The organism is Rhizobium sp. WYJ-E13 (assembly GCF_018987265.1).
Classification (GTDB): domain Bacteria; phylum Pseudomonadota; class Alphaproteobacteria; order Rhizobiales; family Rhizobiaceae; genus Rhizobium.
This window is the reverse complement of sequence record NZ_CP076854.1, coordinates 877,801-900,742: the sequence shown is the minus strand read 5'-3', so window position 1 is coordinate 900,742 and position 22,942 is coordinate 877,801. Positions and strand designations below refer to the sequence as shown.

At 57.9% G+C, this 22,942-nt stretch carries 18 protein-coding genes; 6 read left to right on the top strand and 12 right to left on the bottom strand.

Annotation, left to right across the window (positions count from 1 at the left end; all coding sequences use genetic code 11):
* Positions 1–2 precede the first annotated feature (2 nt).
* The 6 genes from KQ933_RS25675 to KQ933_RS25650 are packed head-to-tail and all read right to left on the bottom strand — an operon-like array spanning position 3 to position 5,534.
* The gene (locus KQ933_RS25675; protein WP_216760619.1) at positions 3–1,220 is read right to left on the bottom strand and encodes a DegT/DnrJ/EryC1/StrS aminotransferase family protein; all 1,218 of its coding nucleotides are present in this window, start codon (positions 1,218–1,220) and stop codon (positions 3–5) included.
* The gene (locus KQ933_RS25670) at positions 1,217–2,188 is read right to left on the bottom strand and encodes an NAD-dependent epimerase/dehydratase family protein (protein ID WP_216760618.1); all 972 of its coding nucleotides are present in this window, start codon (positions 2,186–2,188) and stop codon (positions 1,217–1,219) included. The genes KQ933_RS25675 and KQ933_RS25670 overlap by 4 nt, the downstream gene beginning before the upstream one ends.
* Positions 2,185–2,904: a DapH/DapD/GlmU-related protein gene (locus tag KQ933_RS25665; RefSeq protein ID WP_216760617.1), complete on the bottom strand. Its 720-nt coding sequence runs from the start codon at positions 2,902–2,904 to the stop codon at positions 2,185–2,187. Before KQ933_RS25665 ends, KQ933_RS25670 begins: the two co-directional genes overlap by 4 nt.
* Positions 2,894–3,997 carry a DegT/DnrJ/EryC1/StrS aminotransferase family protein gene (locus tag KQ933_RS25660; RefSeq protein ID WP_216760616.1) on the bottom strand — a complete coding sequence of 368 codons (1,104 nt, stop codon included), beginning with the start codon at positions 3,995–3,997 and terminating at the stop codon, positions 2,894–2,896. The genes KQ933_RS25665 and KQ933_RS25660 overlap by 11 nt, the downstream gene beginning before the upstream one ends.
* Positions 3,994–5,031, bottom strand: a complete 1,038-nt coding sequence (locus KQ933_RS25655; protein WP_216760615.1) for a Gfo/Idh/MocA family protein — start codon at positions 5,029–5,031, stop codon at positions 3,994–3,996. Before KQ933_RS25655 ends, KQ933_RS25660 begins: the two co-directional genes overlap by 4 nt.
* Positions 5,028–5,534 (bottom strand): acyltransferase, encoded by a 507-nt coding sequence (locus KQ933_RS25650; RefSeq protein WP_216760614.1) that lies wholly within the window; start codon positions 5,532–5,534, stop codon positions 5,028–5,030. The genes KQ933_RS25655 and KQ933_RS25650 overlap by 4 nt, the downstream gene beginning before the upstream one ends.
* A 555-nt stretch (positions 5,535–6,089) precedes the next feature.
* Here KQ933_RS25650 and KQ933_RS25645 point away from each other — a divergent pair.
* Positions 6,090–6,911 carry a response regulator transcription factor gene (locus tag KQ933_RS25645; protein WP_216760613.1) on the top strand — a complete coding sequence of 274 codons (822 nt, stop codon included), beginning with the start codon at positions 6,090–6,092 and terminating at the stop codon, positions 6,909–6,911.
* Between the two features lie 367 nt (positions 6,912–7,278).
* Here KQ933_RS25645 and KQ933_RS25640 read toward each other — a convergent pair whose 3' ends face one another.
* From KQ933_RS25640 to KQ933_RS25625, 4 genes are all read right to left on the bottom strand, one after another.
* Positions 7,279–8,460 carry a glycosyltransferase family 4 protein gene (locus KQ933_RS25640; protein WP_216760612.1) on the bottom strand — a complete coding sequence of 394 codons (1,182 nt, stop codon included), beginning with the start codon at positions 8,458–8,460 and terminating at the stop codon, positions 7,279–7,281.
* A gap of 157 nt (positions 8,461–8,617) precedes the next feature.
* The gene (locus tag KQ933_RS25635) at positions 8,618–9,670 is read right to left on the bottom strand and encodes a UDP-glucuronic acid decarboxylase family protein (RefSeq protein WP_216760611.1); all 1,053 of its coding nucleotides are present in this window, start codon (positions 9,668–9,670) and stop codon (positions 8,618–8,620) included.
* Positions 9,671–9,714: 44 nt separating this feature from the next.
* A complete protein-coding gene (locus tag KQ933_RS25630; protein ID WP_216760610.1) occupies positions 9,715–11,211 on the bottom strand; it encodes a sugar transferase in 1,497 nt (498 codons plus the stop codon).
* Between the two features lie 15 nt (positions 11,212–11,226).
* Complete coding sequence (locus KQ933_RS25625; protein ID WP_216760609.1) at positions 11,227–12,084, bottom strand: WecB/TagA/CpsF family glycosyltransferase; 858 nt, start codon at positions 12,082–12,084, stop codon at positions 11,227–11,229.
* A 297-nt stretch (positions 12,085–12,381) separates the two neighbouring features.
* Between KQ933_RS25625 and KQ933_RS25620 the strand changes: the two genes are divergently transcribed.
* Positions 12,382–13,293, top strand: a complete 912-nt coding sequence (locus tag KQ933_RS25620) for a phytanoyl-CoA dioxygenase family protein (RefSeq protein WP_216760608.1) — start codon at positions 12,382–12,384, stop codon at positions 13,291–13,293.
* Between the two features lie 115 nt (positions 13,294–13,408).
* Here KQ933_RS25620 and KQ933_RS25615 read toward each other — a convergent pair whose 3' ends face one another.
* Both KQ933_RS25615 and KQ933_RS25610 read right to left on the bottom strand, forming a co-directional pair.
* A complete protein-coding gene (locus tag KQ933_RS25615) occupies positions 13,409–15,529 on the bottom strand; it encodes a nitrous oxide reductase family maturation protein NosD (RefSeq protein ID WP_216760607.1) in 2,121 nt (706 codons plus the stop codon).
* A complete protein-coding gene (locus KQ933_RS25610) occupies positions 15,526–16,842 on the bottom strand; it encodes an O-antigen ligase (protein WP_216760606.1) in 1,317 nt (438 codons plus the stop codon). The genes KQ933_RS25615 and KQ933_RS25610 overlap by 4 nt, the downstream gene beginning before the upstream one ends.
* A 638-nt stretch (positions 16,843–17,480) precedes the next feature.
* Between KQ933_RS25610 and KQ933_RS25605 the strand changes: the two genes are divergently transcribed.
* The 4 genes from KQ933_RS25605 to KQ933_RS25590 are packed head-to-tail and all read left to right on the top strand — an operon-like array spanning position 17,481 to position 22,859.
* Entirely contained in the window at positions 17,481–18,431 is a 951-nt protein-coding gene (locus KQ933_RS25605; protein WP_216760605.1) for a glycosyltransferase, read from the top strand.
* Positions 18,428–19,528 (top strand): glycosyltransferase family 4 protein, encoded by a 1,101-nt coding sequence (locus tag KQ933_RS25600; protein WP_216760604.1) that lies wholly within the window; start codon positions 18,428–18,430, stop codon positions 19,526–19,528. The genes KQ933_RS25605 and KQ933_RS25600 overlap by 4 nt, the downstream gene beginning before the upstream one ends.
* Positions 19,522–20,652 (top strand): glycosyltransferase family 4 protein, encoded by a 1,131-nt coding sequence (locus KQ933_RS25595; RefSeq protein WP_216760603.1) that lies wholly within the window; start codon positions 19,522–19,524, stop codon positions 20,650–20,652. Before KQ933_RS25600 ends, KQ933_RS25595 begins: the two co-directional genes overlap by 7 nt.
* Positions 20,649–22,859, top strand: a complete 2,211-nt coding sequence (locus tag KQ933_RS25590; protein ID WP_216760602.1) for a polysaccharide biosynthesis tyrosine autokinase — start codon at positions 20,649–20,651, stop codon at positions 22,857–22,859. The genes KQ933_RS25595 and KQ933_RS25590 overlap by 4 nt, the downstream gene beginning before the upstream one ends.
* The last annotated feature ends 83 nt before the right edge of the window (positions 22,860–22,942 follow it).

Here is a 22,942-nt window from a genome sequence, read left to right as displayed (position 1 = left end):
GATCAGGCAGGCACGACGCCCCGCCCAGGCTGACGGATGACGCGTCCGGTGTTGGCGTCAGCAAGGGCCTGACGCAGTGTCTCGGCGACCCTGACGATGTCGAGCTCCGTCATCTGGGCATAAAGCGGCAGGATGATGGTTTGCTGCTGCGCCGACACGCTTCGCACCAGGCTGGTGGCAGCGCGATGGGAACTCTGATCGGCATAGGCGCCTTCCAGATGAATGTTCATCACACCGCGCCGGGTCGAGATCCCTTGATCGAGCAGCACCTGCATGACTGCCCGCTGGTCGATTTTATCAGTCAATCGCACACAGAAGCTTTGCCAGTTGCTGCGAGCCCAGCTAGGCTCGGTCGGAATCGACACACCGGAGATCGTGGACAGGCATTCGCAATACTGCTCGGCAAACCGCCTTCGCTGCGCAATCAGTCCGGGCAGCCGCCGTAACTGCTCTCGTCCGACGGCCGCCTGAAGGTCGGTCATGCGGTAGTTGTAGCCCAGTTCGTCATAGTCCTCGAAAATCACCTGTTTCGAGCCATGCCTGATGGTATCGGTGACGCTCATTCCATGCTGGCGCCAGAGGCGGAACTTCCTGTCATATTCGGGATTGGCTGTGGTCAGCATGCCGCCATCGCCCGTCGTGACGACCTTGCGGGGGTGGAAGGAGAAGCAGGCAATGTCGCCATGCGGCTTGCCGATCTTTTCCCAACGCCCCTCCCACAGGACTTCGCTTCCCGTTGCACAAGCGGCATCCTCGATAACCGGTATCGAATGGCGCTTGCCGATCTCCACAATCGAACGGAGATCGCAAGGCATGCCGAGCTGATGCACGCAGAGGATTGCCTTTGTGCGCGGCGTGATCGCCGTTTCGATCAGGCTGGGGTCGATATTGTAACCGTCAGGCTCGATGTCGACGAAGACGGGCAGCGCACCGCAATATCGAACAGCGTTCGCGGTGGCGATGAACGAATGGCTGACCGTGATGACTTCGTCACCTGAACCTACGCCGACCGCCATCAAGGCGAGATGAAGCGCCGTCGTGCAGTTGGAAACCGCACAAGCATGCACGGCGCCGACAAAAGCCGCGAATTCCTTTTCAAAAGCCGCGACTTCCGGCCCCTGCGTCACCCATCCCGACAGAATGACGCGACGCGCGGCCTCAGCCTCTTCCTCCCCGAGGACGGGCTTGGCGACGGGAATTGTGGATTGAGATGAGCTCATGCTGCCGCCCCTCCCGCCGTGGTCTGCTGCTGCCACCAGGCAACGAGATCGCGAAGCCCCTGTTCCATGGATATCTCCGCCTTGAACCCAAGGAGCCGTTCAGCCTTGCTGATATCGGCGAGACGACGGGTTACGCCGTTGACGGTCCGGGCCTCTTTGTGTTCTGGCGTGAGTGAAACGCCCATGACGCTGCTCAGCACCTGAGCGAGTTCTAGGAGGCTTATTTCCTGGCCGCTCGCTACATTGAATACTTCATCCGTGACATCGCTCTTCGCAGCCAGCAGGTTTGCCCGGGCGATGTCGCGTGCATCGACGAAGTCCATCGTCTGGCTACCGTCGCCATAGATGAGGGGCGGCATTCCGGCCGCCAGACGCTCCATCCAACGGATCAGCACTTCCGTATAGGCCCCGTAGACGTCCATTCGAGGCCCGTAGACGTTGAAATAGCGCAGCGCCACGTAGCGCAGGCCATACATGTCCGCGAAGCTCCGGAGCAATCCCTCGTTGAATGTCTTGGCCGCGCCGTAAATCGTCCTGTTGTTGTAGGGATGATGCGCTTCGGTGGTCGGAAAGCTCTCGGCCAAGCCCAGCACAGAGGCCGACGAAGCAGCAACCACCTTCGATACGCCCGCCTTGACGGCTGCTTCGAGAACATTGAACGTGCCCTCGGCCAGAACATCGAAGGCGAGCCGTGGCTCTTCCGCGCATTGTGTGATGCGAATGGCCGCCTGATGAAAGACGATGTCGACGCCTTCGAAGGTCTTCGCAAGCAGCGCTCTATCGCGAATATCTCCCTCGATGATGTTCACGGAGCCGCTGGCTATTGCCGTGCTGAGATTGTCACGGCGTCCACGGACGAAATTGTCGAGGATGATGATTTCGCGTGGCTTTTCCAAAGCAACCAGATCAGCGATATGCGACCCGATCAGGCCGGCTCCGCCCGTTATAAGAACTCGTTGATTTTTCATGATTTTACTCCACGCGAGATTTCCAGCACAGGATCTCCTTCCTTGCGCCAGCGTATGTGTTTCGCCGGCACACCCGCAGCAACCGAATACGCCGCCACGTCGGAAACAACGATTGCTCCGGCTCCAACGATCGCCCCTTCGCCGATGGTCACGCCGGGAAGAATGGTCGCATTCGTTCCGATATCGGCCCCTGCGCCGATGCGGACCGGTTTGATTTCAAGATCCGTGCGAATGATCGGCACGTCTACCGGCAGCGCCGTATGTGTCGAGCCCAGTACCTTGGCTCCCGGCCCCCAGCCGACGGAATCCCCGATCTCCAGGTCACGGGCATCGAAATAGGCCATCGGGCCGATCCAGACATTGTTGCCGATCTTGCAGGTGCCGTCGAAGCGCCCCTGGATATAGGACTGGGCGCCGATGAACACGCCGTTGCCGATTTCAAACGTTTCCGGATGCTTGAAACCGGCACCACCTGCAACCTGCAATCCGGTGCCGCAGCTCCGCGTGATGGCTTGCCAGATGGCCTTTCGCATAAGGCTGTCTACAACACCGTCCCCGGTTGCGAAGCGACCATAGAGATCGATCAGGCCAGCACGCCCATATGATTGCTTGAGCTCTTCGGCCAGACCAGCCTGATAGGCCGGATCTGCCGGCCGTTCATGGCGGCCATGCACCGCCTGCACGACCCTCGCCTCACCTGTCCGACTAGCTGACATAGGCATACTCCAGCGCGGCGGCCACCTGGTCGATATGCTGCGAAGGCATCTCAGGATAAATCGGCAGCGAGAGGACCTCTCTGGCGGCGGCTTCCGAGACGGGAAAATCGCCGGCTTGGTAGCCAAGGTCGGCATGAGCCTTCTGCAGATGAACGGGAATGGGGTAGTGCAATCCGGACGGAACGCCGTCAGCACTCAGCACACGCTGAAGCCCATCGCGATCGCGGGTCCTGATGGCATAGACGTGATAGACGTGACGCCGGTCGGCTGTTTCGACGGGTATCTTCAAATGCGGCGATCCAGCGAGCAGCGACGAGTAGCGGCGCGCATGAGTGCGACGCGCCTCTGTCCAGGCTTCCAGATGCCGGAGCTTCACGCGCAGGATCGCACCTTGAATGGCGTCCATGCGATAGTTGAAACCCTTCAGCAGATGATGATAACGCTGTTCCTGACCCCAGTCGCGCAGCATACGCATCGTCTTGGCCTGTTCGTCGCTGTTGGTGACGACCAAGCCTCCCTCACCGCAGGCGCCCAGATTTTTGCCTGGATAAAAGCTGAAGCATCCGGACACACCGATGCTGCCGGCCCGCTGCCCCTTGTACAGAGCCCCATGGGCCTGGCAGGCATCTTCGATGACGGGAATGCGATGATGATCAGCAATCGCCTTGATCGCGTCCATATCGGCCATCTGACCATAGATGTGGACGGGAATGATGGCCTTGGTCCGGGGGGTTATCTTCGCCTCGACCTCAGCCGGATCCATCGTAAGCGTCACGGGCTCGACATCGACGAACACCGGTCGCGCACCTGTATAGCAGATCGCCGACACAGTCGCGACGAAAGTGAATGGCACGGTGATGACCTCATCGCCGGGGCCAATGCCTGCGGCAAGGAGAGCCAGATGCAGGGCACTCGTTCCGGTATTGACGGCTATTGCATGCTTGACGCTGCAATAGTCTGCGAATTCCTGCTCGAAGCGCAGAACCTCTTCGCCCAGTACGTATTGCCCCGAGGCGAGAACGCCGAGCACGGCGGCGTCGATCTCGCCCTTGATGGATTGATATTGTGCCTTGATATCCAGGAACGGGATCATGCAATGCGCCTCGCCTCTTCGAGTTCGATGATACGACCGCGCTGGGCGAGCGACCGGCTTGCTGCTTCAAGCGTGCGAACGACACGCAGGCCGGCCTGGCCGTCCGTAATGGGGCGCGAATTCTGCTCGATGCACTCGACGAACTGATCGAGTTCGCGTTTCAATGCCTCGGTCATATCGAGCTTGGGCGCCCACATGTCGCCGCTGCGGTAACCGACCATCATCTGATGCACCTTCTCGCCGTAGGCCTGAGAATTTGGGTTCAGCGTGATGCCCTTGTCATAAACCTTGATCTTTTCGCTAGGCTCCAGATCGTCGTAGACGACCATCTTGTTGCTGCCGCCGATCAGTGTGCGACGCACCTTGACCGGCGCCAGCCAATTGACGTGGATGTGGGCAATAAGCTTGCTTTCGAAGAAGAGGGTCAGATAGGCGATGTTTTCCGGCTCGCCGAGCACATGGCTCATGCCCGTCGCTGAAACGGCCACCGGCCTTTCCTGCACAACATGGTCCAGGATGGAGAGATCATGCACCGCGAGGTCCCAGATGACGCTCACATCATGTTGGAAGAGCCCCAGATTGACCCGAACCGAGTCATAGTAATACATGTCGCCCAGACCGCTTTCGACCAGTTCGCGCATCTTGCGGACGGCGCCGGTGTGGACGAAGGTATGATCCACGGCCAGCACGAGCCGTCGGCGCGCGGCCTCCTCGACCATTCGCGAGGCTTCGTCCGCCGTCGATGCCATCGGCTTTTCGACGAGGACATGCTTTCCGGCCATCATAGCCTGCATTGCGAGCTTGAAATGGGTCGAGACCGGCGTTGCGATAGCGATTGCGTCCACTCTCGGATCGCGAAGGACTTCCTCAAAATTATCGGTGATCGTTATTGCGGGGTAGCGGCTTTTAACTGCCGCCAACCGTTCGACATTCAGATCACAAACTGAAACGAGATGCGCACCGGCGGCTTCCGAGATGTTACGAACCAGGTTCGGACCCCAATACCCATATCCAACAACGGCAATACCGATCATCGCATTCCTCCCAACGCTTGCATGTCAACTGATCGGTCGTGAACGTGACCGGTAATCCTGGCCGGAACGCCCGCGACAATGGCGCCCGCAGGCACATCCTTTGTTACAACTGCCCCGGCTCCGACCTGCGCGGCTTCTCCGATGGTCACCCCGGGCAGAATGGTCGCATTGCTGCCGATCGACGCGTGGCGCTTGACCAGCGTGGGGATGACAACCCAGTCTGCTTCGGTCTGCAGACCGCCATCCGCATTGACGGCGCGCGGGTACGTGTCATTGGTGAACATGACCCCGTGGCCGATAAAAACGCCGTCTTCCAGCGTCACGCCTTCGCAGAGGAAGGAATGGCTGGAGATCTTGCAGTCTTTTCCGACGAGGACGTTTTTCTGGATTTCAACGAAAGTGCCGATGCGCGTTCCGGCACCGATCGTGCAGCCGTAAAGATTTACGAGTTCTGGATGATGGATGACGCTGCTATCATCCAGCTTTACGTTCGATGCAATCATTACGCATGCACCTCTACTCTTGAACAAACCCTTATTTCTAAATGAAACCGACAATCAGGTGATTGCGCCCAAGATTTCATTTCGAGAGAACAAATATTGCTCTCCATTTAAAGAGAATTGTTTTCGTCATCCGAGTAAAGAAACAAAACGTCTAAGCTTATTCACCTAAAGACGTATATACTTATGACGACTTACGCCGAATTTCATAGCCAACGATCAACATTGGTGGTGGAACAATTCCAGGTCCGGCTCAATCATATGTCCGGCGCAGACATTGTTTTCATGCGTTTAGCCATTCGATCCGTAACCGAGGAGCAACGTAATCGACCACTCCCCGAGCGGCTTAATATCGCGTGAGTTTATACCAAGAATTAAGTCGTACTTACACCTTACGATGGAACTAATGTGCGCCTTTAGCCTATATTAGCTAGTTTGAGATCGCGGAAACTGTGGTATTTAATTCCTACTTTAGTGCTTCCAAACCCTCATATCTGAAGGGCTTGAGTGTTCGATTTTGTTGGGGCGTAGGGAAACTCGGCTGGGGAGGATGAAGCAGTGAATTCAGCGCTTATACCAAATTTTGACCTTAGGCAGGAAAATGTAACTCTGCCACTTAAGATAGAGAATAGTTCAACGGCATCGATTTTGCCGTCGAGGCCAAAGCACTCTCTCGTGATCCTCGATAACCGTGAACTTGATCGGCAATGCCTTGCGCAGTGCATGGCCGCCCACAAGACGGATTTACTTATCCTGGCATTTGGAACGGTTGAAGAGTGGAAGCAAAAACGCGACGAGTATCCGCCGCTTTCGGCAATCCTCTTGAACATTGGCGGCAAGAAAATCGACGAGCCTGCCGTTTCGGAGCAAATCAGGAGCCTTTCGTCGGAGTTCGGGACGATCCCTGTCATCGTTCTGGCTGATAGTGACGATTTCACTCAAATCGTGAAGGCGCTCGAATATGGAGCCAAGGGTTACATACCTGCCTCGGTCAGCGTCAGCGTCTGCATGGAACTGATCGCACTGTCAGTTGCGGGAGGCGTTTTTGTTCCCGCAAGCACCCTATTCGCCATGCGTCACTTGCTGGAGTCCAGCAACTCGACGGCGCGTCCGTTGGCGGGCATGTTCACGGATCGTCAGGCCGAAGTCGTAGAGGCGCTCCGGCGCGGAAAGGCGAACAAGATCATCGCCTATGAGCTCAATCTGCGAGAGAGCACCGTCAAGGTGCATGTTCGCAACATCATGAAGAAAGTCAAGGCGACCAATCGAACAGAGGTTGTATTCAAAATAAACGATCTCTTCGAAGGTATTACTTCAGCTGGCGCCAATAGAGATCGCATTGATACTGTCGGTCGTTCGACAGTCTCGTCACATCACTAACATGCTCTCATTTTGACAACCCTCGGTGGACGCAAGTGAACTGCGCCACCGAGGTTGCTCCTCGATGTTCGAGTTGCATAAGTCTGTGTCATTCCGTGACCAGACATAAGCTGGGAGTCCACTTGCAGCTCTATCCGCTGAGGACACAGGGTCCAGCCAGAGCGAGGTCTCGCAGAACGCCACACGCCCTCTCTCCATTCCCATCCAATCAGGTTCTATAGCTGCTGCTTCGCCGCCGGCGGATGTGGGCAGCAGCATGGTAAGCGAGGCCGCAAGGCTGGATAGTCTCTTCCCGATCACAGCTACCGAAATGCAGGCGTTCATGAACGGTTGTCTCAGGATTTTTAACGGTTCGCCTGGTTTTCTGTCAGCGCTCGCGAGAGGGGCAGGAGAATCTGCGCTCCCGCAGATACATGTACATCGTGCGGGCGGCATCGGATGCGGTAGCCGTGCTGCTCAATCTGCCCACGGCCGCGGAGCGGTAAACCCTGTCCAGAACTGCCCCTACCGCATCGAGCGAATAATGGCGCACCACGAAGTCACGGCCGAATACTCCTATCGCATCCCGGTCGACGCCATCCTGTGTCATCAGCGCGAGCTCGGATGCGAGCTGGCTTTCCTTCGAGGCAGGATCCCCCTGACCGAACATGCCGTTGTCGTAGAAATAGTCCCTGGTTTCCGGCAGGAATGCCTGCGCAAAGCCCTGCTCGCCAACCACGATGACAGGCTTGGCAAAGGCCATCCCCCGCAGCGCCGAGCCGCCCATGCCGATCACGATATCGGCTGCGGCGTAGGCCGGCCGCGGATCGACCATGGGGCCGGCAACAACGACGGCCTCCCGCTTCAAAAGCTCATTTGTCTGGCGCGCCAGCGCCTCCAGCCTTGCCCGCTCGGTTCCGTCGCCCACGATGATCAGCTTGAGTGCAACGCGCCCATTTAGCCGTTGAACGGCATCAATCGCTCTCAGCAAGCTATCAAGTTTCATCAATGCTGCGAGGCGCGCTACCGTCACCACCAGCACGGTGCCGGGCTCGCTATATTGCTGCCGGAAGGCGCTCGCGTCGACGGCGCCGGGGGCGTTGAACTCAACATCAACAGGCGGAAGCAACAGTTCCGCTCGCCGCCATCCGGCCGCTTTCGCGCTGCGGACGACAAAGGGAGTGCCAAAAGTTGTGGGGATCGTCTTCGGAAGGACCCTGCTCACCCCCATCATCATGTCAGTGATGACAAGTGGCTTTTTCCATGGGAGATGGACGGATAGGTAAACGTCGAGACCCTGCCACCAGTCCCAGGCATGAATGAGATCCGGAACCTCCTCGCGCACGATCGTACGGAGTGACTTCATTCTGGCCAGGGATGGATGCACCCTGGCGTCGGGCGCGGGGATGAATTTCAGACCTTTCGCTTCGACCAGTTTCAACATCGGCCCGGGCTGAGCCCAGAATACGATGTCGTGGCCATATCGGTCGCGCATATGAGCGGCCAGTTCTATGGAATTGACCTGCGTCCCACCAATCTCCAGGCGATGCGCGCTTACGAGAACCTTCATGATGATCGTCGACCCATTGTTTTATTTCGCGGCCGCCGGTCTGAAGCTGGCGGCCGTTTTCGAATGCGCATGATCGAACCGGTGCCATCAACCGGATGTCGGAGATATCGCGACATCCGGTTCGAAGGCGCCCAGCTAGGCTACGAGACGTTGAGCATCAGTTACCGAGCTGTGCGGCTTCCGGCACGGAAAGACCGGCGGCCGGAGAAGGCATATATGCCGTAACCGCCGTGCGAGATTTGGTGCCGGGCACGCTCCTTGCTCCGCCAGAAAGCTTCCACTCGAAGTAGGCGATTGTTTTATCGAGGCCCTCACGCAAGTTTATCGTCGGCTGCCAGCCAAGTTCCTGCCTTGCGCGGCTGATATCCGGCTTGCGCTGTGTCGGATCGTCCACCGGCAGAGGTTTGTAGACGATACCCGATTTAGAGCCCGTCATTTCGACGACCATTTCCGCCAGCTCGCGAACCTGGAATTCTCCCGGGTTGCCGAGGTTGATCGGACCGGTAACGCCAGCAGGCGTGCCCATAAGGCGGATGAAACCTTCGATCAGATCGTCCACATAGCAGAACGAGCGTGTCTGCGTACCATTCCCGAAGATGGTGATCGGCTCGTTTCGAAGCGCCTGAACGATGAAATTGGAGACGACGCGGCCGTCATTGGTCTGCATGCGCGGCCCGTAGGTATTGAAGATCCGCGCCACCCGGATTTCCACGCCATATTGACGGTGGTAGTCGAAGAACAGTGTTTCGGCGCAGCGCTTGCCTTCGTCATAGCATGCCCGCGGGCCGATGGGATTGACGCTGCCTCGATATTCCTCGGGCTGTGGATGAACTGCCGGATCGCCGTAAACTTCACTCGTCGATGCCTGGAAGATCTTCGCCTTGGTGCGCTTGGCGAGGCCAAGCATGTTGATGGCGCCGTGAACATTGGTCTTCACGGTCTGCACAGGATCGAACTGGTAGTGAACCGGGGATGCCGGGCAAGCGAGATTGTAGATCTCGTCGACCTCCACATAGAGCGGGAAGGTGATGTCGTGGCGCAGAATCTCAAAACGAGGATCGTCGAGAAGATGCAGCACATTGTCGCGTGAACCGGTGTAAAAATTGTCCACGCAAAGGACGTCGTTGCCCTCCCTCAAAAGCCTTTCGCACAGGAACGATCCCAGAAACCCGGTACCGCCAGTTACCATAATTCGCTTATGTCCGTGCATTGGTGTGCTCCGTTGTTGATGGTTGCCTCGCAGAACGAGGATGGTCAGTAAGCTCCCCTGCGTTTGAAAACCGCAGGGATTGTGCTGAGAAGAATTTGGCAGTCGAACCATAGGGACCGGTTGTCGATGTAGAACTCGTCGAGTTGCTGCTGCAGCTCGATATCCGCGTTGCTTCGTTCGGATATCTGCCAAAGGCCTGTAAGCCCCGGCGTTACGGAACGGCGCTTATCTCGAAATTCACCGTCCATAGCCAGGAGGTGATACTCCGGAAACGGACGCGGTCCGACGATCGCCATCTCGCCTGCGATGATGTTCGCCAATTGCGGGAGTTCGTCGAAGCTCGAAGAGCGCAGGAGATGGCCGATAACAGGCAGAACGCGGGGATCGTTCTTGAGCTTGAAGTGGGCCAACCATTCGGCCCGCATCGCAGGGTTCTCCCGGAACAATGCTTCGAGGCGCTGTTCGGCATCTTGGTACATCGTCCTCAATTTCAGGACGTGCACTGGTTTGCCGGACAGACCTTCCCTGGCATGGCGGAAGAAGACAGGGCCTGGATCGATGGCGTAGATCGCCGCGGCAGCAATCGCAATGAAGGGTGCAACAACGATCGTCGCAGGAATGGCGATCGCGAGATCGAGGATCCGGCGAACCAGGTCCGAATTGACCGAACTCCCACTGCTGGTGAGACGAACACCGATCTCTCCGCCGACATCCGCCGGTCGCAAGCCGTTTATCTTGAGGCTCGGCGTATCCGACAGAAGAATGACTTCGGAGTACTTTCGCCGCATCGCCGCCAGATCGGCAACAAGCGAGGAGGTGTCACCGGCAATCAGGGCAATGGATGGCGCGCTGTCGGACGACACTTCTGGCGCATCGGGGGAAAAGGGTTCCGGCCTGATGCCATATTTCCAGTGATCTTTGAAATGCGCCATGAGTGCTGGGGTAAGATTGCGGCCCCCTATGATTACCGCACGCTCTCCCCAGATTCCAAGTCTCCAGCACAAGCCTCGAGCGAGCCAATGCATGACAGGCTGGACAATCAGTCCGAGGCCGAGGAAGCCGATGACGGCGAGCAGCAGTCGTTCTCCTTCCGGCAGGAGGATTGCTCCGAGCGCCGCGAGAACGGCCACCTTGAAGGCGGCGATCGTGCGACGCCGCAGATGTTCGTGGTCATGAAGACGATAGCCGGGGTAGAGGCCGGCCGATACATAGAGAACGATGGTTGCCAGTGCCGCGAGGGCGAAAGCACGCTCCAATACCGTGCCCGCCGAACCATCGGGAAGGAAGGAAAGGAGAGCAAAATAGGCGATCAGATAGGCGGCAATGTCGCCGGCAACCAAGACCGACGATGTTGCAAGCCGAGAAAACCGGCGCCGTAGCGCAACTGGCATATTCAGCCCCGCCTGCCTTAGCGGTTCGACGGTCTTGGCGGCCGTTATGGGGGGAACAGAGCCTGCCGGCGCTGCTCGCGAGGATGCGTCATTCGTGTTGGCTACCTTCGACGGACCCGATGTCATTGCTGACGGCGCAAGTAAGGACATGGTGGGTTTACTCCTCTACAGCCTTTGTCCCGACGCACCCGACCCAGAAACAGGGTCTTCGAGCGGAAACTCCCGAATCCCCAGTCTCTGAAAGGCAGTCAGTGAGATGAAGGTCGGCACGACGAGCGCATAGCGCCGCCACAGCCGTCGCGGCTCACATAGGAGACGAAACGCCCATTCGAAGCCACTTCTCTGAATGAACCTTGGAGCCTGCCGCTTGAGGCCGGCGTGGAAATCGAAGGCAGCTCCGACTCCGATGAGAACCGAAGCGTCCAGACGGTCGCGCATACGCGCCATCCAGAGTTCCTGCTTGGGACTGCTCAGCCCGACCCAGATGATATCCGCGCCTGACAGATTGATCCGGTCAGCAATATCCGTTTCCTCTTGCCGCGAGAGGTCACGAAAGGGCGGCGCATAGGAGCCGACGATCCGGGCTTCCGGGAATTTTGCGATAAGTCGAGCCTCCAGCTGCTCCAGCGTCTGGGTCGTTGCGCCGTAGAGGAAGTGACGCAAGCCTTTCGATCTGCCGGCCTCGAAAACAGATAGCATCAGATCCGGCCCGTAGACCCTGTCGCTCTCCACGTGGCCAGCATGTCTTAACGCCCACACCAACGGCATGCCGTCGGGGGTCACGAGGAATGCACGATTATGGATAGATCGAAGTTCGGGATCTTTTTGACACCGCACGACACCGTGCGCGTCACGAACACACACATATTCTCTCTTGCCGTCTTCAATCGCCTTTTCGATCAGTCCGGTCGCACTCTTGAGATTGACTGCCGAAATTCGAACACCAAGGACATTCGTCCACTCCAGGGAGCCCTTTGGATGAAAGCCTGAAGTCTGGCCTCTGGCTGCTGCTGAATTTCTCATGATCTACGCTTTTGCCAACTGAAACTGTTTCTAGAATATGCTGGCAAGCCGCGTGTATCCATACTTTCAAGTCCAGCTATTGGACGTAGAAAGACTTCACATTTCTGCGTCAGATATAGAAATAAGTTACAATATTCGAAGTAAGTCGGTATCCCCAGGGTATGCCTCATTGCCCTTTTTGATAAGCGTTACCCCGAAAAGAGCAGTTTGACCTTCGCCGAGACATAGAAGACAGTCGCTCTAGCACAACCATAGCTAGTGGAGATTGGCGCGCGATAAAGTTAAAGGAGAGAGACAATGGTTAATTCAACAGCGGTGAATTCAACAGACGAATTACGGGTGCCGGCCAGAGAGCCTTCAAGGGTACCCGGCATGACCAGCCGACTGCAGGACGATTTGAGCGCTGATGGCTATATCGTCATCAGAGACGTCCTGACGCCTCAGCAGGTGGAAACATTACGGCGGGTCGCCAAACAGTATCTGAGGTCCGGCGGCAAGTATCTGTACGGTGGGAAATTTCAGCTTCATGCCATGTATGCCGTAGAGGAAGTCGCAAGCTTCATGACTTCCGACACGATCCTCAATCGTCTCAAGGAAATTACGCAACCGCTCGATGCCGTCCTTACAGGTGAATGCGATCTCATGATCAACACGACATCGTCGTGGCATAACGACGTACCTCACCATCCTCGCTGCGTTGATGGAAGTATCTTCTCGGACGAGAGTTTCAGGGTCTACAAGATCGCGTTCTACCTGCAGGATCAGGCCGAAAATTCGCGATTGACATTGAAGGTTCGACCAAGATCCCATCTCAAGGGCCTGACCCAGGGCTTGCCGGCGAAGAGCCTTGGTGTACGCGCGGGCGACGCCATCATCTTCGATGTGCGTATCGAACATGCGGGGCAAATGCCGACACTCGTTGACAGGGGTCTGCGCAAGCTATGTCAGCGGATCGGACCGTGGTTTCGCCTGGATGTTCAGCGGGCTTTCACTTCAACACGATCGATCATCCGACGGTTCGGCAGAACGCCTGACCGTATCGCGGTCTTCATGACATTTGGTCCGTCAGAGGCGGAGACCTATTCCTATGCCGAGGAAGGCCGCCATCGCCATCCCGGTGTTCGGGGCACGCTCAGCGCAGAGGTATTGGCGCAGCTCACGGTCAACAATATTGTCCCGCCCATTATCGGGATGCCCGTATCGCACTGAACCGCCGGGGCACGGCTTTCGCGGATCAGGAACGAGCGCATCGTCACCAGTTGCCGTATGCCGGCGCGCACCGCAGGTCATGCGGCTCCGTTGCCGGTCATCTCGGCGCTATCAATCATTGGGACGAGTGGAAAACACTGTCCCGGTCCGCACCGGCTCTCTGAAGATCAGCCAGGCTGCCAAAAACACCCCAGCGCATGATCGCCGGATCGATCCGAAAGCTCTTGTTGTTCAGATTGCCGCTGTAGCGGTTGCGCGCGAACTGTACGGATCCAGTCCCGTGATCAGGCGCGTAGACGAAGGCTGCGACCCCGTTGCTGTTATCGATCGAGACGATATTGTCCTCTATCCGGTTGGGGACGGCCCACGGCGGATGCCATCCCCAACCGGTGCCGTCGTCCACGCGGAAGGCCGCGCCCGAGCCGTTTGAGATGGTGTTTCCTGTCACCAGGTTATTCCAGCCGCCGTTGATGCCGATCGCACAGACATTGCCGGAAAGAGTGTTTCCTTCGATGCGCACGCCACTCGCCTTGCCATCAGTGTAGATCGCCCAGCTGATCGGAGACGGCCATTCATTGATATTTTCGTATCCCGCAGGCCAGAAAGTGCCATCGGCCCTGTTCATGAGGTGCCCTGTTCCGGTGACGAGATTGTAGCGGATGGTGCTGTTCAGCAGGTCGGCCTGCTCGCCCATCATCTTGATGGCGCCGCCGTCGGCTGTCTGCTGATTGGCGTTGCGCACGACATTGTGTTCGATGATCGCGTCGTGGACTGCATCCTGGGTGCCCCAAAGGGAGCCGCCGGCGATCCCGAATTGTGCGGTATTTTCGATCAGGTTATTGGCGATCCGGATACCGTCGCCTGCCTGGAACCATATGCCTGCAGTCTCGAAATAGACCTTTCCGATGTCATGGATATGGTTCGACAGAATTCTGACGTCGTTCGATTTGCCGAAGCTGCCATAGGTGGTGCCGACATAGATGCCGTTGCCGGCGATATCTCCGATCACATTAGCGGCAATCAGAACATCGCTGCTCTCAGACACATGGATGCCGACGCCGACATTTTCGACGAGATTTCCGAGCAGCCTGACACCGTTGGCGTTTTCAAGCCGTATGGCGCCGAACCCTCTGGTATCGGTATAGAACTTACCGCTGCCTTCAGGCGCTCCGTCACGAAACTGGAGCCCTGATACGACCATCTCATCGGCACTCTCCAGCCGGAAGAATGTCGGCAGCACACCGGCCACAACAGTAGAATGAGGTGACAGTCCCTCGGCCGGGATATAGTCGAGCTGGCCTGCTGCAACATTGTAGCGCCATTCTCCGGGCGCGTCGAGAAACGCTGCTCCTGTCAAGAAATAGCGGCTGCCTTCTGCAGTGAAGAAGTAGCTGGTGCCCTTGGTTTGAACGGTCCGCGTTGCAGCGTCGATCGAAACGACCGGCAGTGTGTCGCTGCCCCATTGGCTTCCAGGCTTGAAGCCACCGACAATGTTGACGACAAGCCCTGATGCGCCTTCAAGCGTCGGGACGTCGCCGGCATGATAGCAAAAGCGCGTATTGCCTTCCCATTGGTCAATCGCCGGATTGCATTTGGCGGCAAACAGCCATCCCTTGCGCGGATCTCCGTCGGAAGGAGCGTTCGGAAAACGGGCCAGGGTCTGGCGAACCCCGTTGACGAAGAGATCACCGACGGCCTCGTCCGTCGGCAAGCGCAATGGCGCCGTCCAGCGTCCGGCAGTCTGTGACACCCAGTTATTCACAAGTGGACCGCCATGCAGGACAGGTGTCTGGTTGCATCTCGCCGTGATGACCAGACCCTTGTCTCTGGCATCGAAGACAACGGGGCGGGCTAGATAATAATCTCCACCCTCCATGGCAATCATGCGCTGCCCCCCTGCTTCGCGCGCAGCATCGCGCGCGCGCTCGATGCTGGCAAAGGGGCCGTCCGTGGCATTTGGTTCGGGATGACGGCCGCTCCAAGTGTCTTTGCCGGCGGGCGACACATAGAATATCGTGCGTCCCGCGGCTGTGCCGGTCACCGCATCACCAGAGAGAATTCCCTTGAGTTCGTCCGACAATGCGCCTGGCGCGGCCTCGGCGCAGGTCGCTGCCTGGATTGCCTTACGCATGATGTCGGGCGCGTCTGCGTCCGAACTCAGCGACGAAGTATGACCCAGGCGCGGTGAGAGCGCTGCAAGCAGTACGCAACAGGACAGTGTGAAGCGAGGTCTCATGGGATTGATGGATCCGGCGCTGTCATGGGCATCTGCCACCCTTGATCGGCCTCTGCCGAGACGACGGGCACATGCAGCGAGAACATGATGAGAGCCGTGCTGAACAGAATGAAAATGGCATCATTCTGGATCAGAAAAATGCTCTCGGTCAGGTTCATCACCAAGATCATGACGGTGAAGACATTGAGCCAGAGCCAGCCATATTGCGGATCGCGGCATTGAAGAATCGCCCCCTGGCGCACTGCACGCAAAAGCAGCAGAACAAAGAAGGCCGTGCCGATGATGCCGAAACTGAGCATCGCGTCGCGGTAACCGTTATGGGCGTGAGGCGCCATCCACAGGATTTCGGACCAGATGGACCATGCTCCGGGGTTAGCTTCCGTCCAAAACGCCTGATAGCCGAAGCCGAACATCAAGTGGCTGGCAATCTGGCGGTCGACAAGCTCCCACAACGGTACGCGACCTGTCAAAGTGGCGTCCTTACCGAGCGCTTCGAGGAACGGAACCAGGAACTCGTGAAGCGAGATGAGAAGGCCAGCCGCGAGCTGAACGAACAGCAGGATGAGGAGGATGCGACCGATGCCGCTGCTTCTCTGCAGGGCTGAATAGAATCCGATCAGGCAAAATGCCGAGGCAGTCGCAATCGTCGCAGTCATCGATCCTGAAGCAACAAGACAAATCCCGCTCGCAGCCAGCAGAATAAATGCGGTTCGCCGCAAGCCGAGAGTGCCGTCGATCAGCACGACAGTCGCCGCCAGTATCATGATGCTCGAATACCAGCCGAGGCTGTTCTTGTTGATGAAGATGCCCCGCATCTCGCTGTCCATGGGCATACGGGCAAGATGAGGCGCCACTGCGAACATCGCCAGGCTCAGTACGATACACGTTCCCAAAGTCGCGAAGACCAGCAAAAGCAGCTGTCTCGGCGTGAAGCGCATTGCCAGCACGTAGGCAAGAAGCACGGTAAACAACAGGCCGACTGCGCGCCGCAGACTGAGCGATGGACTGATCGACCACAAGATGGACAAAAACGGCAGCAGGGTGATCAGGGGGAGGAGCAGATTGCGTCTCAGCGCCATGAGGAAGAGCGGTAGATTTCTTGTCAGGATCATTATTGTAAATGCATACACGGGTAGGCTGACGAGGCGCAGCAGCGACTTGGAGTGATCGCTCAACCCTCCGTCCGGATCTGATAGTAAAAGCGGAAAAAGCGCGCCCGTCTGCAGGAAGAGGCATATACCGGCTCCCCAGCATTCTATGCTTCGCCAAGTGATGGCCGGCCCGCTTGTAATTCTAAGACCGTATATGCTCATTGTCGGTCCTTGCCGAGCTGGCCAAAGGAGCGGCTGTTGATCGCGTCAGCCTGGAAAGGCATGTATCTCCTTTCACAGCTACGCTCCTCACAAGAACAACCATCCAGATATCCGCGCAGTCAACTCACGCAAATGACGACGCGGCTACGCCTAATGCAGGCACCCATCACCCAAAGACGTGGTTACGCTTAAGCAGGCGACTGGAACCTACCCCAAAGGATAGGCCCTAAGCCTGCGGGATTGCCCATAAGAGCAGATTTTACCCATCTCCATTCGCCGGTAGCTTGCAAAGGTGCAGACAGCAAAGCACGCCACGTTGCGCCACGTTTTTTTTGGCGAATTGAGGGTTCCGACGCAGGCTGTCCGCAGCGATGCTTGGAAGGTTGGGATTGCTATGGTTTCGCGTTATGATCCTGGTTCGGCATGCTCCACGACGAGAGCTTCACCGGTCGCGGCGGCGTCAACGCCTGCCTCACCGTCTCTACCCAAAAAAAACCAGATCGGGCACGTGAGCGCTCCTGATATAGCGATCCGCGAGACCCCAAGGGATGGGGGCGATGGCGGGGCCTGCCTCCCGGACGATATCACGACCATGCTGCTGCACCGCCTTGTCGTGCTGCAAGCCGCTTGAGGGCGTCATGGAGCAGTCAGGGATCAGCGTTCTCATCAACAATTACAACTATGGCCGTTTCGTCGGACGGGCGATCGACAGCGTCCTGAGCCAGGATATTCCCGACGTCGAAATCATCGTCGTCGATGATGGATCGAGCGACGGGTCGCGCGCCGTACTGGAAGCATATGATGACAGGGTGAAGGTACTCTTCCAGGAAAATTCGGGGCAGGCAGCCGCGATCAATGCTGCGGTAAAGCTTAGCAGCGGCGGTATCCTGTGTTTTCTGGACGCGGACGACTGGTGGGCTCCGGGCAAACTGTCGGCGACACGCGCTGCCTTCCAGTCGGATTCTGCGGTATCGCTTGTCTATCATCGACTTCAGCCGGTTTCGATCGATGGATCGTCAACCCTCAAGCCGATCCCCCGCACGCTATGTTCCGGAGATCTCTCGGCACTGCTGACGAGATCGGCCGGCTGGTGGCCCTTCCCGATGACCTCAGCCATCTCGGTTCGGCGCAGCGCGTGGGATGCTGCAGGACCGATCCCGGATCAGTTCCGTATTTCGGCCGATGCATGGCTCACGGGGATCTATCCGTTTCTCGGGGACGTCGCGTCTTTGCCGGATTCACTCGGCTTCTACCGGATCCACAACAACAACTGGTATCGGCCGGTCGATGATGCCGCGATGTTGCGACGGAGAATGGCCCATTGGCAGCGCACCGTCGAAGCGACAAACAGGTTTCTTTCAATCCACGAGATACCGGCACGGTTAAGCCTGACGGATCACTATCCCTACTGGGTGGCATCGGCGGAGCTGGCCGGCGCCGATGTGCGTACCCGCATCAAGCTTGCCTTCGAAGGGCTGTTTTTCGCTGGCGAGCCAAACGTGCTCAGACGCACACGCGACGCATTGCGTTCAGTCCGCAATCTCCCCCGGTTCGGCCGGGACATCGGCTTATCAGAGGCAGCGAAATGAAGGCGCTGCTGCTCGTTTCCGAACTGGAAGATTACACGATCGCCTTCGCCGGCGGCGTCGCGCGGCACCTTGATGTCGTACTCGGCGTCCCTCGCCGACGCTACGCGCATCTTGCGTCCTGGTTCGATCCGGCAATCGATCTGCACCTGCTGGACTGGCCGCGGCACCGTTCGCTCTCCAATCCCTGGTTCCTGCATCAGTTGACCCGACTCATCCGGAACGAAAAGCCGAACGTTATTCATCTGCTCAGCAATAGTACGCTCTGGCTGAATTTCGCCGCTCCGTTCTGGCGGCCGATCCCGCTCATCACCACCGTCCATGATGTCGATGTACATCCGGGAGATTCCGATACCCGCACCCTGCCTGGATGGGCGCCGGAGTTGATGGCGAGACAATCCGGACACCTCGTCGTTCATGGTGAAGAGCTGAAGCGGATGGCGCTCGATCGATATTCGAAATCTCCAGACTGCGTCCATGTGCTGTCGCACCCCGCCATACAGCGTTACGCAGAACTCGCCCGGCAGCAAAATCTGGCGCGAGGCCAAGCCGATGGAACTCTGCGCGTCCTGCTTTTCGGACGGATCTTTGCTTACAAAGGCCTGGAACATTTGATCCGCGCCGAAGCGATGCTCAAGGATGCGCTTCCGAACCTGCGCATTACGGTCGCGGGCCGCGGTGACAACCCCTGGCTGTTCCAACCACTGATGGGGGACGCCGGTCGCTATGATATCCGCAACCGATTCATTGAAGATGCTGAAGTTGCGCAGCTTTTCCTCGATGCCGATATCGTTGTGCTCCCTTATACGGAAGCTTCTCAAAGCGGGGTACTCAACCTTGCCGCTGCCTTCGGCAAACCTGTCATCGTCACCGACGTCGGCGAATTGCGCGCGACGGTTCAGCCGAATGGGCTTGGAATCGTGGTCTCGCCCGCAGATGCGGAAGACCTCGCAAAGGCCATCCGCACATTGGCCGAAAACAGCGAACTCAGAAACAATCTCGGCGCCAACGCGCTTGCCTGGGCCAGGGGACCGAATTCACCCGAGCAGGTTGGAGCCCAGGCTGCAGCCGTCTATCGCGAGGTCGTCCGATCATGCTGATGAAGGCATCGGCGGAAAGAGCTCAAATGGCAAGTGTACGCCACTATGTCCCGGGCGGCTGCGAGAATGGCGGTGGGATCGGCAGGCTGGTCGGTTATATAACCAGTTCTGCAAGACAAGCCGGCGCAACGCACTTCGTCACCGACACCAGAGGGCCTCGATGGTCCGCGGCGACATCGTCCCTGCGCCTGCTGGGCGCCATCCTGACGATGGCTAGGGATCGGATCGCTGCTCCCGCACGTATTCACCATATCCATGTCGCAGGTCGCGGCAGCACATCACGAAAGCTGATCCTGACGGAGGCCGCCCGTGTGCTGGGCTGCTCTCACATATTGCATTTGCACGACTATGATTACGCGAGCGATTTTGCTGCCCGTTCTCCACGCCAACAAGCGCTCATTCGGCGGATGTTTCAAAATGCCGATTGCGTGGTGGCGCTTGGCCAGCGTGATCACGTGACGCTGACGACGCTTCTCAGCGTAGACGGTCACCGCGTCGTCGTCATCCACAATTGTGTCCCCGATCCCGGCGAGCGGCGCAGGCTTCCTGCCGGCCAGACGCCACTCATCGTCTTTCTCGGCCGTTTGAGCGAACGCAAGGGCGTGCCGGAGCTGTTGCTGGCGCTCAGCCATCCGACGATGAAAGAGTTACAGTGGCGTGCCGTGCTGGCAGGCGACGGACCGGTCGAGGACTACCGCCGCCAAGCCGCCGCGATGGGGCTATCCGATCTGGTGGAGATGCCTGGTTGGCTTGGGGCCGACGAGATCAAGGACTTATGCGCCCGCGCCGATATTCTCGTCCTGCCTTCGCATGCCGAAGGCCTGGCTATGGCGGTCATTGAAGGACTGGCCCACGGCCTTGCCGTCGTCACCACGCGGGTTGGAGCGCATGAGGAGGTCATCTCCGACGGCAAAACCGGTGTCTTCGTCCCTGTCGGGGACCAGGATGCTCTGGCTGCGGCCCTCGCAAAGCTCGTTACGGACCCTGAAATGCGCGCTGAGCTCTCCAACAAAGGCCGCGTCCACTACCTCAACCATTTCAGTATGACAGCATATATGCGGTCGATCGAAAAACTCTACGAGGCCATCTCCACGCAACCTCAAGCAAGGGTTAGCGCATCATGACAATCTCGACTTTTCCGCCAGATCGGAATGTTCCTATCAGAACGATGCACTATGAACCCCGGTTTCAAGCAGAGACGAGATCGGATGATTTCGATCTGGCATCCGGTTTGCGCCTGCTCCGCCGCCGGATGGTGATGATCGTATGCCTGGTGGTGATGACGATGACGGTTGCCACCGTGATGATCCTGGGAATGCAGCCGAGCTATCATGCCGAGTCCCGGCTTATGATCCACGCGCCGCTGGCAAAATCGGTGAACAGCGACGACAGCGGCAATGACCCCTTGAATGTCGCATCGGAAGCCGAGCGGCTGCGGTCCAGGAGCGTGGCGGAACGTGTTATTCGGGATCTGCGGCTCGACGAGCGGTCGGAATTCAATCCGGCACTGCGTCAACCGTCCCTCATCAGCGAGATAAAGGCAAGTCTGCGGCAGTTGATCGACAGCGGTAAGCCGTCCGTGCCGCAGCAAGACAGGCTCGAGCCGGTTATCGAGGAATATTACAAGGCGCTCCAGGTGATCCGGGACGGCCCGGGCGGTGTTATCCGAATCGGATTCGATACGCATGAACCCGAATTGGCGGCCGCTGTGCCCAATCGCCTGATCGATATTTACCTTGAAGAGCGGGAAGAAAGCGCTCGCAATCGTCTGGATGCTGCAGAAGGGTGGCTTCGACAGCGTATAGCGGAGCAGCAGGGCCGCACCGATGCGGCGCGCAATGCCGCCGACGAATATCAAAAAACCACGGGCATCGTCCCGAATGACGATGCTCAGAGCGAACAGATCAAATCCATTATGGAACTGAGCGACCGGCAGGCAAAAATTGAACAGGACCGCGTCGATATAAAAGCAGTAATCACCACCCTGGAGGCGGCCGGAGACGCCTCGCTCGCCACGCAGAATGACTCCATCCCCGACAGTATCAGCGCAATGGAACGTGACCTTCGGGCACAGCAACAGGATCTCGAGCGTCTTCTCGACATATATGGTAGCGACGCCCAGCCGGTCGTCGATCTGCGTGCAAAGATTGTCAAATCACGCGCCGATCTCGGCACCGCCGTCGATCGCTATGTTCAATCGCTGCGCGCCAAGCTTGCTGCGCTTGATCGTGAAGACAGCACAGTCCGATCCGCGCTGGCGGCGGCTTACAATCTCCGGTCTCACTCCACACTTGATAAAATCGAGCTGGCGCGACTGGAGCGCGTCGCCGATAGGGAACAGACAGCCTTGGACAGGCTGGAGGAACAGCGTCGGGTATTTGCGGCACAAGCCATGCTGCCCGGCGCGGAAGTTGAAGTTCTGTCGCCGGCTACGGTACCACTCATGCCACAAGGACGAGGCCGGCTTTTCTATCTGATCGGTGCTCTTGTGGCTTCGTCCGCGATCGCTGCAACGGCCGCTTTCGCTGTAGAAATGATGGACAAATCTGTCCGCAGCTTCGACCAACTGGTCGGGATGGGACGCTTCGTGCCTGCCGGTTTCATACCACGTCTGAGTCAGGCAACCCGGCGAAATCCGTCGGTCCTCTTTGGACAAATTCAAGGCGGCATGTTCGACGAAGCAATTCGCACCGTCATGATTTCGCTCAAACAAACCAATGGCGGGAAGCTTCCGGCCAGCATTGTCGTCACGTCCGCCCATAGCGGCGAGGGCAAATCGCTTGTCGCCGGATCGCTGGCCATCGAACTCGCAGCCAACGGAACCCCCGTGCTGCTCGTCGATTGCGACCTTCGGCGCGGAAAACTCGACTCGCTTTTCAAGTCGGGACTCAAGCGCGGACTGAACGATTTCATGAGCGGACAGGCTGAGATCGACGACATCATCTATCATCATCCAAGCGGTATCGACTTCATTCCCGCCGGCAAACCCAGCCACCTACGGCATACCCGTCTGGCCGATCTTGCGGAACTGATCGAAATGGCCCGGGCAAATGGCCAGGTTGTGATCTTCGACAGTGCGCCCGTGCTTGCCTCCACCGATACGATGCATCTGACAGCGATCGCGGAGAGGACGCTCATGGTCGTCAGATGGGCAAAAACCAGCCGCCGAGCCGTCGATTTTTGCCTTCAGCAGTTGAGGGCTTCTTCACGCAGCCCGGAAATTTCCATCGCGATAAACGGCGTAAAGCCAAGAAAGCATGCCCTTTATACGTTCGGCGATTCTGAGTTGTTCTCGAGATCGCTGATGAAATACTACAAAACGACGATATAAATCAGCGAAAGAACGCCGGATGGCCAGAGAAATTCATCGGCGTTCGCGCCTTACCTACACCACCAGCATCCAAGATAGCGTTA